This window comes from Streptomyces sp. 2A115 (assembly GCF_052245575.1).
In the GTDB taxonomy this organism is placed as follows: domain Bacteria; phylum Actinomycetota; class Actinomycetes; order Streptomycetales; family Streptomycetaceae; genus Streptomyces.
This window is the reverse complement of the sequence record NZ_JBQQCG010000003.1, coordinates 82,017-94,395: the sequence shown is the minus strand read 5'-3', so window position 1 is coordinate 94,395 and position 12,379 is coordinate 82,017. Positions and strand designations below refer to the sequence as shown.

Below are 12,379 nucleotides of genomic sequence, written 5' to 3'. Positions count from 1 at the left end.
GCGAGAGAATGGCGGCATGGAGATGCCGAGGAACGAAAGGTCGCCGGAGAACCCCCAGATCCTGGTCGTTGGCCAGGACGGGATGGCTCTCGGCGGCGGAGGAGACGAGGACTCCCGTGAGGTCCCGGTGACGGAGATGGTGGAGCAGCCCGCCAAGGTCATGCGCATCGGGAGCATGATCAAGCAGCTGCTGGAGGAGGTGCGTGCGGCTCCTCTGGACGAGGCGAGCCGGGTTCGGCTCAAGGAGATCCACGCCAGCTCGGTGAAGGAGCTGGAGGACGGTCTCGCTCCCGACCTCGTCGACGAGTTGGAGCGGCTCTCCCTGCCGTTCACGGACGAGACGATTCCCTCCGACGCGGAACTGCGCATCGCTCAGGCGCAGTTGGTGGGCTGGCTGGAGGGTCTCTTCCACGGGATCCAGACCACCCTGTTCGCCCAGCAGATGGCGGCCCGCGCCCAGCTGGAACAGATGCGCCGCGCGCTCCCTCCGGGCGTCGGCGGCGCCGAGGGCGATGAGGTCGACCCGCGTGCGGGCGGCCGGTCGGGCGGTCCTTACCTGTAGAACCACGTAGATCCACAGGGGCAGCGCGCGAACGACCGACCGGACAGCACGCGGACACGCAGCACGCGGACACGCAGAACTCAGACACGCAGACGAAAAGGGCCCGGCAGGGATGCCGGGCCCTTTCGCGTGGTCCCTCGGGTGTTCGAGCCGTCAGGAATTTTCGAGCAGTCAGGAATTCAGGAGGGGTTGCCCGTCGAGACATAGAGCTCGATCTTGGGCATGTCCTTGGGGTCGACGTCCGAGTCCGCCTCGGGGATCTGGTTCATGACTGTGCCGTCGCCGTAGGCGTTCTCGTCCACCTGCTTGGGGTCGTACTGCCAGCCCGCTGCCTGGAAGCAGGCCTTCACCGAGTCGATGTTCTTGAACCTGAAGTCGGGCACCTTGATCTTTTCGGGGTCGTTGTACGACTCCTCGGGCTCCATGCACTCGGTCTTCTCGATCTTCTTCGTCGTGTCCGGCCCTTTGTATCCGGCCACCTCGGACGCCGACGCCGACGCGCTGGAGCCCGCGGTGCCGCCCTCGTTCTCGTCACCGTCCCCACCGCTGAGTGTCAGCGCGGCGATCAGCCCGCCGATGGCGGCGAGCGCGACGATGATCGAGCCAACGATCACCGGCACATTGCTCTTGCCTCCGCCACCGCCCCCACCGCCTCCCACGCCGGAGGCGGGGGTCGTGGGCTGCGGCGAGATCGTGTACGGCGCCGGAGTCGAGTAACCCTGCTGCGGGGTGTACGGGGCGGTCTGGGCCGGTGTCTGGTAGCCGCTCTGCTGCGGATAGCCGTACGACGGGGCGGGGGCGGGCGCAGGCGCGGGGGTCGAGTAGCCCTGCTGCGGCGCGTACGGACCCGGCTGGTACGGCGTCTGTACGTTCCCCACGGGCCCCTGAGCCGACTGGTCGACCGGCGGGAACACGGCGGAGCCGACACCGGCGCCGCTCGACGTCCGTGCGCCCGGCACGATGATCGGTGGCGCGGCCTGGAAGGACTGGGCCACGCGCAGGCACTCGTCGCGCATCGACTCGGCGTTCACAAAACGCTCGTTCGGGTTCTTCTTCAGCGCGCGGGCGATCAGCGCGTCCACGGCCGGCGGCAGCGAGCGGTTGATCGAGGAGGCCGTGACGGGCTCTTCCTGGACGTGCGCATACGCGATGGCCAGCGGTGAGTCCGCCTCGAACGGCAGCCGCCCGGTGACCAGCTGGAACAGCATGATGCCGACGGAGTACAGGTCGGAGCGGGCGTCCACACCCCGGCCGAGGGCCTGCTCCGGGGAGAGGTACTGCGGGGTGCCGACGACCATGCCGGTCTGCGTCATCGACGTGACACCGGACTGCATGGCGCGGGCGATGCCGAAGTCCATCACCTTGACGACGTTCCGCTTCGTCATCATCACGTTGCCCGGCTTGATGTCGCGGTGGACCAGGCCCATCTCGTGGCTGATCTCCAGCGCCGCCAGAACGTCCGCGGTGATCTTCAAGGCCGTGTCGGCGGGCATCGCCCCGTACTGCGCGATGTCCTGGTCGAGGACCGAACCGAGCGGGCGGCCCTCGACGTACTCCATGACGATGTACGGAGTCGTCACCCCGTCCAGATCGTCCTCGCCGGTGTCGAAGACCGAGACGATGTTGGTGTGCGTGAGCTTGGCCACCGACTGGGCCTCGCGGCGGAAGCGCTCGCGGAAGGCCTGCTCCCGGCCGAGGTCGGTGTGCAGTGTCTTGATCGCGACCTGCCGGTCGAGCACCGAGTCGTACGCGAGATGCACCGAGGCCATGCCGCCCTCGCCGAGCAAGTCGCGCAGCTGGTAGCGCCCGCCGGCGACCGAACGCCCTGCGTACCGGCCGTGTGCGCCGTCCTGGCTCATGTTTCTGCGTCCCCCATCGGCGTACGCCGTCACGCGGGCGAAAGCTGTGACGTGCCCCCGCGGCCGGTGATCCTTAGTGTTATTCGGCCAAGTCTGCCGGAGGGCACTGACACGTCAAGCTCGGTGCCCGTTCCGTGACCGTACGCGAAAGAAGAGTCGCGGAAGCGTTACAGGTGCTGTGCGGCCGGTACACGGAATTTGCTTCCGCGGACCGGCTGTGGGTTTGATGGCCGGTCCATCTCGGGGCGTGCTCTCACGCGGAGGCTGTAGCGTGGCCCGACGGAGACCGTAACAACCACCGCGCGTACTCCGACAGTGCGGACAGAAAACGACGGCGAGGACTGATGGCACAGCAGCAGCGCGCTCAGGGCCCGTCCGACCCCGAGGCGACTGGCGGCGGTATGTCAGATGCGCCGGAGATGTGGGGTAACGGCGGGCTGGTCGGGGACGGCCGGTATCGGCTGACCCACAGACTCGGCCGGGGCGGCATGGCCGAGGTGTTCGGCGCCGAGGACGTACGTCTTGGACGTACGGTCGCGGTCAAGCTGCTCCGTTCCGATCTGGCCGAGGACCCGGTGTCCAAGGCCCGATTCACCCGCGAGGCCCAGTCGGTGGCCGGCCTCAACCACCACGCGGTGGTGGCGGTCTACGACTCCGGCGAGGACGTGGTCGGTCACCAGGTCGTCCCGTACATCGTGATGGAGCTCGTCGAGGGCCGCACGATCCGCGACCTGCTGATCAACGCGGAGGCCCCCGGGCCCGAGCAGGCGCTGATCATCGTCTCCGGTGTGCTGGAAGCGCTTGCTTATTCGCACCAGCACGGCATCGTGCACCGTGACATCAAGCCCGCGAACGTGATCATCACCCAGACCGGTGCGGTCAAGGTGATGGACTTCGGCATCGCGCGCGCCCTGCACGGCGCCCAGTCGACCATGACTCAAACAGGCATGGTCATGGGCACACCCCAGTACCTGTCGCCCGAGCAGGCGCTCGGCAAGGCGGTCGACCACCGCAGCGACCTGTACGCCACGGGCTGCCTGCTCTACGAACTCCTCGCACTGCGGCCGCCGTTCACGGGCGAGACTCCGCTTTCGGTGGTCTACCAGCACGTCCAGGACATCCCGGTGCCCCCGTCCGAGGTCTCGGACGCGGCGCCGCCGGAGCTGGACGGCCTGGTCATGCGCTCGCTCGCGAAGGAGCCGGACGACCGGTTCCAGACCGCCGAGGAGATGCGCGGGCTCGTCCAGTACGGGCTGCAGATGCTGTACGACCAGGGCGGCCACACCGGCACCTGGAACACCGGCCACGTGGAGATGCACCAGGGCCAGCGGACCCCGGCCATGGGCCTCGGCGCGGCGGGGCTGCCGCACCCGGGCGAGGGCACCACGCAGATCCCGTCACCGATCCTGCCGCCGGGCCGCGGCGGCGGGGACGACGGCGGCTTCGAGGGACGCGGCAACCGGGGCAGCGGCCGCGGCAAGCTGTGGATTCTTGCGGTCCTCGCGGTGGTCGCCATAGCGGCGGGGGTCGCGCTGGCGCTTCAGAGCGGCGACAACGGGGGCGGCGGCGGGACCGGTACGACGCAGTCGCCGACCACCTCGCCGACCACAGCGGAGACGACGCCGAGCGAGACCGCCACCGACGAGGAGACGGACGACTCCTCGGACGACAGCACCGACACGGGCACCGACCCGGACTACACGCCTTCGTCCACACCATCGCCGAGCTACACGCCATCGGCCACACCGACGGAGCCCTCGGACAAGCCGACGTCCTCGGCGCCAACCCCCACGGAACCGACGGACGAGGAGACGACTCCGACGAGCGATCCGCCCGAGCCGACGGACACGGGTGGCAACGGCGGTGCCACGGGGGAGGAAGACGGCGGCGTCGGCTGACCCCTCGGCCGGTTCCACGAACATCCCACGCGCGCGTGGAGCTCGAAAACGGGCTCCACGCGCGCGTGCCGTTTCACGACTTCCGCGACTTTCACGAGCTTCACGACTTCCACGAGTTTCACGACTGAGCGTCGTCACCTGTGTGTCACCCCACGAACGCCTCGCAGACCGCGTCGTACTCGCGTGTCCACCACACCGCCAGCGCGGAGGCCGCCGGAAACTGCGGGTCGGCACGGGTGTCCCCGCGCTCGTAGTGCCAGCGCAGTATCCAGAAGTCGTTGAGCCGCTCCCACCACACCCGGTGCACGGCGGTCGAGAGCTCGGACGGGGTGGCCCGCGCGGAACGCCGGTACGCGCGCGCGTAGGCCCGTACTTTCGTCAGGTCGAGCGCGCCGGCGGGACGTACGAAGAAGATCACCGCGGCGCGTACCGCCTCCTCGGCCCGCGGCTGGACGCCGAGGCGGTCCCAGTCGACGATCGCGGCGGGAGCGTCTCCCCTGTAGAGCACGTTGAAGGGGTGGAAGTCCCCGTGCACCCAGCCCACGGAGCCGCCTCGCGGGGGCCGTCGGTCCGCGTGCCGTTCCAGGAGGACGCGTCGTTCCAGGAGGCGGTGGCGGGCCAGTTCGTCGAAGGCGTCCGCCGGGCGGTGGCGGCGTACCCGGGCGAGCAGGTCGTCGATGAGTGCGAAGGTGTCGGCGGGGTCGGCGCCGTCCGCCGGTTTCGCCGGCGCTCGTCCTTCCGTCGGCATCACCCGCTCCAGACTCGCGTGGACGACGCCCAGCAGCGCCCCAAGCCGTCCGCACTGTTCCGGCGTGAGCTGGCCCCCGTGCTGGTGGCGACCGTCGACCCAGGGGTGCAGCGCGTAGGCGTGGCCGCCGACTACGGCGACCGTTCGCCCGTCGGTGCCGGTCAGTGGCGGGGCGACCGGGATTCCGAGGTCCGCGAGGCGCTGGGTGGCGTGGTGCTGGCGGGCGATCGCCGCGGGATCGGCGGTCTCGGGGTCGAAGTGGTGCTTCAGGAAGTACCGGCCGCGTGTCGTGGAGAGCCGGTATCCGCGGTTGAGCAGCCCCTGGTCGACGGGGTCGCAGGTCAGCGCGGACCCTGCGGCGTACTGGCGTAGAAGGGCACCCAAAGGGGGCGCATGAGACAGAGGGGGTGGTACAGATGAGCGCGGCACGCGCCAGATGTTAGGGCACGATTCGGGCCTCTGACCTCGCGCTTGTCACAGACAGTCGTCTTCTATCACAGGACGTGCTGGAACTGGCTCTCCATGGCACCGTCCGTGAAGGGCGCCGTGGGACGCGCGATGGCGAACTGCGGGGTCGATCCGATCCCCGGATGGACCGGGTGGTCGGTTCGGCGGCCTACGTGCCGACCCGCGGTCCGCACGAACGGCGTACGGGCGTGTGGCCGGAATCCCGCCAGCGCGTCGGCCGCCGTACCGGCCTCGCCGACCGCCTCGAGGTCATCCTCGGCCGAGAGCGGCTCGTGAACCCCGCGGCGTACGACCTCGTGGTCAGCGGGGAGAAATACACTGATTTTTACGTCTACGTGCACGGAGCAAGCCTCATACGTGATCTCTTCACCCGCCCAGCCGAACCCTTCCCGAGTCCGGGGTCACCGGGATAACGTGCCGGTGTTCCGGCCCCCTGCAAGGCTGAAACCAGTGCTCTGACCAGCGACTGTTCCCGACCGGCGCAAAGTATTCGGAAATCCGATTAAAAGTAGTTGGAAATCCAAGCAAAAACGCAGGTCAGGAGGGGTTTCACAGAAATGTGGAGCACTGGGTAACGTGATTGTTGCAGGGCGCTCGCCGGGGCACCTGTCACGCCTGTTCCCGGCCGAGGGCACCCACCCCGTGCACGGGACTGGAACAGGCGAGCCGCACTGGTCACCCGGCCACCCCGGGGGCCGGACCGACGGAGGAGCACACGTGACCGTGGAGAGCACTGCCGCGCGCAAGCCGCGACGCAGCGCCGGTACCAAGCGCACCGCTGCGAAGAAGACGCCGGGCGCCCAGCCCGAACTCGTACAGTTGCTGACCCCTGAGGGCAAGCGCGTCAAGAACGCGAAGTACGCCGAGTACGCCGAGTACGTCGCCGACATCACCCCCGAAGAGCTCCGCGGCCTCTACCGCGACATGGTGCTCACGCGACGCTTCGACGCCGAGGCCACCTCCCTGCAGCGTCAGGGTGAGCTGGGCCTGTGGGCCTCGCTGCTCGGCCAGGAGGCCGCCCAGATCGGCTCAGGGCGGGCCACCCGCGAGGACGACTACGTCTTCCCGACCTACCGCGAGCACGGCGTCGCCTGGTGCCGCGGGGTCGACCCGACCAACCTGCTCGGCATGTTCCGGGGCGTGAACAACGGCGGCTGGGACCCCAACAGCAACAACTTCCACCTCTACACGATCGTCATCGGCTCGCAGACGCTGCACGCCACCGGCTACGCGATGGGCGTCGCCAAGGACGGCGCCGACTCGGCCGTGATCGCGTACTTCGGGGACGGCGCCTCAAGCCAGGGCGACGTCGCTGAATCGTTCACCTTCTCCGCCGTCTACAACGCGCCCGTCGTCTTCTTCTGCCAGAACAACCAGTGGGCCATCTCCGAGCCCACCGAGAAGCAGACCCGCGTTCCGCTCTACCAGCGTGCGCAGGGCTACGGCTTCCCGGGCGTCCGCGTCGACGGCAACGACGTACTCGCCTGCCTGGCCGTCACCAAGTGGGCCCTGGAGCGGGCCCGCCGGGGCGAGGGGCCCACGCTCGTCGAGGCGTACACGTACCGCATGGGTGCGCACACCACCTCCGACGACCCGACCAAGTACCGGGCCGACGAGGAGCGCGAGGCGTGGGAGGCGAAGGACCCGATCCTGCGCCTGCGCACGTATCTCGAGTCCGAAACTGACACGGATGAGGGATTTTTCGCGGAACTCGAAGCCGAGAGCGAGGCGTTGGGAAGGCGAGTGCGCGAAGTGGTACGTGCCATGCCGGACCCGGACCACTTCGCCATCTTCGAGAACGTGTACGCGGACGGGCACGCGCTCGTCGACGAGGAGCGGGCCCAGTTCGCCGCCTATCAGGCGTCGTTCGCGGACGAAGGGGAGGGCAAGTAACGATGGCAGCGGAAAAGCTGGCACTGGCCAAGGCGATCAACGAGTCGCTGCGCACGGCCCTCGACGCCGACCCCAAGGTCCTGATCATGGGCGAGGACGTCGGCAAACTCGGCGGCGTCTTCAGGGTCACCGACGGCCTGCAGAAGGACTTCGGCGAGGACCGGGTCATCGACACCCCGCTCGCCGAATCGGGCATCGTCGGCACGGCGATCGGCCTCGCGCTGCGCGGCTACCGGCCCGTCGTGGAGATCCAGTTCGACGGCTTCGTCTTCCCGGCCTACGACCAGATCGTCACGCAGCTCGCGAAGATGCACGCGCGGGCGCTCGGCAAGATCAAGCTGCCGGTCGTCATCCGCATTCCGTACGGTGGCGGGATCGGCGCCGTCGAGCACCACTCCGAGTCGCCGGAGGCCCTGTTCGCGCACGTGGCGGGCCTGAAGGTGGTTTCTCCCTCGAACGCGAGCGATGCCTACTGGATGATGCAGCAGGCCATCCAGAGCGACGACCCGGTGATCTTCTTCGAGCCGAAGCGGCGCTACTGGGACAAGTCAGAGGTCAACACGGACGCGATCCCCGGGCCGCTGCACAAGGCCCGCGTGGTGCGCGAGGGCAGCGACCTGACGCTGGCCGCATACGGGCCGATGGTGAAGGTCTGCCAGGAGGTCGCGGCCGCCGCCCAGGAAGAGGGCAAGTCCCTCGAGGTTCTGGACCTGCGCTCCATGTCCCCCATCGACTTCGACTCCATCCAGGTCTCGGTCGAGAAGACCCGCCGCCTGGTCGTGGTGCACGAGGCTCCGGTGTTCCTGGGTACGGGTGCGGAGATCGCCGCCCGGATCACGGAGCGGTGCTTCTACCACCTGGAGGCGCCCGTCCTGCGGGTCGGCGGCTATCACGCGCCGTATCCGCCGGCGCGGCTGGAGGACGAGTTCCTGCCGGGCCTGGACCGCGTGCTCGACACCGTCGACCGCTCGCTGGCGTACTGAGGGAGAGGTTCGTGACGACGATGACCGAGAACGCCTCGGGACTGCGCGAGTTCAAGATGCCCGACGTGGGTGAAGGTCTGACCGAGGCGGAGATCCTCAAGTGGTACGTCCAGCCCGGTGACACGGTCACCGACGGGCAGGTGGTGTGCGAGGTCGAGACCGCCAAGGCCGCGGTCGAGCTGCCGATTCCCTTCGACGGGGTGGTGCGTGACCTGCGCTTCCCCGAAGGGACGACCGTGGACGTCGGCCAGGTGATCATCGCGGTGGACGTGGCCGGCGGGACCGCTCCGGCCATGGAGCCCGAGGTGCCGGCGCGGGAAGCACCTGCTCAGCAGGATCCGGCGCAGGAATCTCCGGCTCAGGAGTCTCCGGCCCCGGCCGAAGCACCCGCTCGGGAGCCCCAGCAGAAGCCCAAGCCCGAGGGTCGCACGCCGGTTCTCGTCGGGTACGGGGTCTCAGAGGCCTCCACGAAACGCCGTCCCCGTAAGGGAGTCCCCGCCCAGCAACCCGAGGCGGCCACGGCGGCTCCGGCGGCCGCGGCGATCCAGAGCGAGCTGAACGGGCATACGCCCCCGGCGGCCCGCCCCCTCGCCAAGCCTCCTGTGCGCAAACTCGCCAAGGACCTCGGCGTCGACCTGGCGACGGTCACGCCGTCGGGGCCGGACGGCATCATCACGCGCGAGGACGTGCACGCGGCGGTGGCCTCCGCTCCGGAGCCCGCGGCAACGGAAGCGCCCACGCCCACACCCGCGCGTGCTCCCGCCCAGGCACCGGCTCCGGTCGTGACGTACGACGGCGCCCGTGAGACCCGTATCCCGATCAAGGGCGTCCGCAAGGCGACCGCCGCCGCGATGGTGGGGTCGGCGTTCACGGCGCCGCACGTCACGGAGTTCGTGACGGTCGACGTGACACGCACGATGAAGCTCATCGAGGAACTCAAACAGGACAAGGAGTTCGCGGGTCTCCGCGTGAACCCCCTCCTGCTGATCGCCAAGGCACTGCTCGTCGCGATCAGGCGCAATCCCGAGGTCAACGCGTCCTGGGACGAGGCCAACCAGGAGATCGTCCAGAAGCACTACGTGAACCTGGGCATCGCGGCGGCCACCCCGCGCGGCCTCATCGTCCCGAACATCAAGGACGCGCACACCAAGACGCTCCCCCAACTCGCCGAAGCGCTGGGCGAGCTGGTGTCGACCGCCCGCGAGGGCAAGACCTCCCCGGCCGGTATGCAGGGCGGCACGGTCACGATCACCAATGTCGGTGTCTTCGGCGTCGACACCGGCACCCCGGTCCTCAACCCCGGCGAGTCCGCGATCCTCGCCGTCGGCACGATCAAGCTGCAGCCGTGGGTCCACAAGGGCAAGGTCAAGCCCCGCCAGGTCACCACGCTTGCGTTGTCCTTCGACCACCGGCTGGTCGACGGCGAACTGGGCTCCAAGGTGCTGGCCGACGTGGCGGCGATCCTGGAGCAGCCGAAGCGGCTGATTACTTGGGCGTGAGGCCTTCGGCCGGATAGGTTGAACGCGAAAGAGGGCGCCGCAAGTTCGAGTTGCGGCGCCCTCTTTTTCTTGTCGGTCTTCTTGCTGGGTCTTCTTGTCGGTTCCCGCTCTCGCGGGCCCGGATCAGGACGGGTTGAGCACGTACACCGGTGCCCCGTCCTCCGTCCCGCCCCGCGAGTGGATGCAGGAGTGCTTACGCAGCAGACGGAGACATTCGTTGACGCGGTGTACCGACAGTCCGGTACGGGCCGCGATCGATTCGAGCGGCTGGCGCAGTTCCCCCTCCTCGACGAGGACCGGGGCGATCACCACGGCCACCGCCCAGACGTCCGCCGTCACGGACAACCGCTGCCGCCAGTCGGCCAGTACGGCCTCAGTGGTCGGATTCGCGGACAAGGCGGCGGTGGGTGCCGGACGGTCGAGGGCCAGGGTGTCGAGCCGGTTCGCGATGCGTTCCATGGCCTGGGCGATGGCTTGCTGCGCGGTGAGGGTCTCGCGCTGCATCTCGATGATGGTCCGCTGCATGTCCACCACGGTGTGCTGCATCTCCGCCATGGTTCGCTGCGTTTCCACCATGGTCCGCTGGGTCTCCAGCGTTTCCCGTTGCAGGGCGAGTGATTCGTGCTGTGCGACGGCGAGTTGCTCGTCCGCCTGAAGGTTGCGCTCTTCGAGCCGGACGATGGCCTCGGCGACCTGCTCGGGCATGGCGTACGCGATGGGGGCGGCCGGGTCCGCGGGTTGTACCTCGGCCTCCTCAAGGGTGTAGGAACCCTCTCGCTGAACGGTCTCTATCACTTCGGCGACCCACTGCTTGAAGGGCGCGCAGGCGGGCTTGGTACAGGCGTTGACGAGAAGAATCAGACCCTGGAGGTCGATGAGATTCAGGTCTCGGCGCCACTCTCGACCTGCGGGAATGCCGAGACCGTAAGCTCCACTTACGGTCTCGAGAATGTCTCGGTGCTCCTCGGGAAGATGGTCTGAGAGTGCTTGCCTAGAGTTGCTGTGCCCCAGTTGCTTGCAGACATCCGCTGCCGGGAACCAATGGGCCCCGTCCGGCATCGTCAGTCGGCGGATCCGGGCTCCCGTGGCCGCGTAGACGAAGTCGCTGATGTCGATCGCATCGCGCTGTGCGGCCGGGTTGGGCTGGTGCTTGCTGGGTTCGATCATGTGAACCACCTCCGCTGCGGAACGTAAAGCGGAGGAAATCGAATATGCCAGCCGGCGTAAGGATGTTCACGATTGCGAGGGATGAGCGCCGGTTCCGCTGCGAAGGGAGAGCGGTATGTGCATCACGGAGAGCGCACACTCTCTACCTGCGGGAATGCCGAGACCGTAAGCTCCAGTTACGGTCTCGATAATCTCTCGGCGTTCCAAGCCGAAGGGGCCGGCCGCTCATCGCGGCCAGCCCCTTCTCGTATGCCCGTACCTACCTGGCGAACGCGTAGTTCATCATCTTCTTCGCGTCCGACTCGCGGGCCGAGATGGACGTGGAGGCGAGGACCGTGCCGATGACGGTCTTGCCGTTGCGGGTGGCGGCGAAGACCAGGCAGTACTTGGCCTCCGGGCCGGAGCCGGTCTTCACGCCGATCGTGCCGGTGTAAGTACCGAGCAGGCCGTTGGTGTTCTTCCACGCGGCCATCGTGCGGGTGCCGCCGGTCTTCGTCACGGTCCTCGCCGTGTACGACTTCGTCTTCACGATTGCGCGGAAGTTGGCGCTCTTCATCGCGCTGCGGGCGATCTTCGTCAGGTCGCGCGGCGTGGAGTAGTTGGAACCGTTGCCGATGCCGTCGAACGAGTCGAACTTCGTGTTCGTCAGGCCGAGGCTCCTGGCCTGCGTGTTCATCTTGCCGATGAACGACTTCACGCGGGCGGCTCGCGTGGTGCCGGTGCCGAACTTGTCGGCGAGCGCGTACGCGGCGTCACAGCCGGACGGCAGCATCAAGCCGTAGAGGAGCTGGCGGACGGTGACCTTGTCGCCGACGATCAGCCGGGCGGACGAGGCGTTCCTGGAGACGATGTAGTCGCTGTACGCCTTCTGGATCGTGACCTTGGCGTCCAGGTTGAGGTTCGGCTGCGACAGCACGACCTTCGCGGTCATGATCTTCGTGGTCGAGCCCGTGGAGAGGCGCGTGTCCGCGGCCTTGGTGAACAGCGTCGTGCCCGTGCCGCTGTTCATCACGAAGCCGCCCTTGCCAGCGATCGTGGGCTTGGTGAGCGCGTTCGCGGGAGCCACGCCGAGGGCTCCGGTCGCGAGCACGGCTCCGGTGGTGATGACCACAGCGGCAGCTCTGCGAACCCGTACGCCCTTTATGCCGGTATTCAAGTTGATTACCCCGATTAAGTTGAAAGCACCGAGCGGGTGCGAAATGCCCCAGGAGGGCGGCCACTTGAGAGTGCCACCTTCTCGTGAGACACGTAGGTAGCACAAATGGATGTGCAGTTGGTTCATCGGGGTTCGCGCGGGGATTC

General features: G+C 68.1%; 9 protein-coding genes and 1 pseudogene. 5 read left to right on the top strand and 5 right to left on the bottom strand.

Annotation, left to right across the window (positions count from 1 at the left end):
• Nucleotides 1–16 precede the first annotated feature (16 nt).
• Nucleotides 17–562 carry a bacterial proteasome activator family protein gene (locus tag ACTWQR_RS03545; protein WP_443225381.1) on the top strand — a complete coding sequence of 182 codons (546 nt, stop codon included), beginning with the start codon at nt 17–19 and terminating at the stop codon, nt 560–562.
• A 179-nt stretch (nt 563–741) separates the two neighbouring features.
• On the opposite strand, the gene ACTWQR_RS03540 is transcribed toward ACTWQR_RS03545, so the two are convergent.
• Entirely contained in the window at nt 742–2,421 is a 1,680-nt protein-coding gene (locus ACTWQR_RS03540; protein ID WP_443225380.1) for a protein kinase domain-containing protein, read from the bottom strand.
• 344 nt (nt 2,422–2,765) lie between these two features.
• Here ACTWQR_RS03540 and ACTWQR_RS03535 point away from each other — a divergent pair, with 344 nt between their 5' ends.
• Nucleotides 2,766–4,319: a protein kinase domain-containing protein gene (locus ACTWQR_RS03535; protein ID WP_443225379.1), complete on the top strand. Its 1,554-nt coding sequence runs from the start codon at nt 2,766–2,768 to the stop codon at nt 4,317–4,319.
• Between the two features lie 145 nt (nt 4,320–4,464).
• Here ACTWQR_RS03535 and ACTWQR_RS03530 read toward each other — a convergent pair whose 3' ends face one another.
• Together ACTWQR_RS03530 and ACTWQR_RS03525 are read right to left on the bottom strand one after the other, a co-directional pair.
• Nucleotides 4,465–5,469: a phosphotransferase gene (locus ACTWQR_RS03530; protein WP_443225570.1), complete on the bottom strand. Its 1,005-nt coding sequence runs from the start codon at nt 5,467–5,469 to the stop codon at nt 4,465–4,467.
• Nucleotides 5,470–5,718: 249 nt separating this feature from the next.
• Nucleotides 5,719–5,876: pseudogene (locus ACTWQR_RS03525) on the bottom strand (DNA-binding response regulator); the annotation flags it as partial.
• A gap of 376 nt (nt 5,877–6,252) precedes the next feature.
• On the opposite strand from ACTWQR_RS03525, the gene pdhA reads away from it, so the two are divergent.
• Genes pdhA through ACTWQR_RS03510 form a run of 3 tightly spaced genes read left to right on the top strand, consistent with a single transcriptional unit; the run spans nt 6,253 to nt 9,910 of the window.
• Entirely contained in the window at nt 6,253–7,428 is a 1,176-nt protein-coding gene (gene pdhA, locus ACTWQR_RS03520; protein WP_443225378.1) for a pyruvate dehydrogenase (acetyl-transferring) E1 component subunit alpha, read from the top strand.
• Between the two features lie 2 nt (nt 7,429–7,430).
• On the top strand, nt 7,431–8,411 hold the full coding sequence (locus ACTWQR_RS03515; RefSeq protein WP_443225377.1) for an alpha-ketoacid dehydrogenase subunit beta: 981 nt from the start codon (nt 7,431–7,433) through the stop codon (nt 8,409–8,411).
• Nucleotides 8,412–8,422: 11 nt separating this feature from the next.
• Entirely contained in the window at nt 8,423–9,910 is a 1,488-nt protein-coding gene (locus ACTWQR_RS03510) for a dihydrolipoamide acetyltransferase family protein (RefSeq protein WP_443225376.1), read from the top strand.
• A gap of 123 nt (nt 9,911–10,033) precedes the next feature.
• Here ACTWQR_RS03510 and ACTWQR_RS03505 read toward each other — a convergent pair whose 3' ends face one another.
• Both ACTWQR_RS03505 and ACTWQR_RS03500 read right to left on the bottom strand, forming a co-directional pair.
• Nucleotides 10,034–11,077, bottom strand: a complete 1,044-nt coding sequence (locus tag ACTWQR_RS03505; RefSeq protein WP_443225375.1) for a BRO family protein — start codon at nt 11,075–11,077, stop codon at nt 10,034–10,036.
• 259 nt (nt 11,078–11,336) lie between these two features.
• A complete protein-coding gene (locus tag ACTWQR_RS03500) occupies nt 11,337–12,233 on the bottom strand; it encodes a D-alanyl-D-alanine carboxypeptidase family protein (protein ID WP_443225374.1) in 897 nt (298 codons plus the stop codon).
• Nucleotides 12,234–12,379 lie beyond the last annotated feature (146 nt).

Coding starts and splice junctions, on each gene's coding strand:
- ACTWQR_RS03545 (WP_443225381.1), top strand. CDS start 17: ATGGAGATGCCGAGGAACGAAAGGTCGCCGGAGAACCCCCAGATCCTG.
- ACTWQR_RS03540 (WP_443225380.1), bottom strand. CDS start 2,421: ATGAGCCAGGACGGCGCACACGGCCGGTACGCAGGGCGTTCGGTCGCC.
- ACTWQR_RS03535 (WP_443225379.1), top strand. CDS start 2,766: ATGGCACAGCAGCAGCGCGCTCAGGGCCCGTCCGACCCCGAGGCGACT.
- ACTWQR_RS03515 (WP_443225377.1), top strand. CDS start 7,431: ATGGCAGCGGAAAAGCTGGCACTGGCCAAGGCGATCAACGAGTCGCTG.
- ACTWQR_RS03505 (WP_443225375.1), bottom strand. CDS start 11,077: ATGATCGAACCCAGCAAGCACCAGCCCAACCCGGCCGCACAGCGCGAT.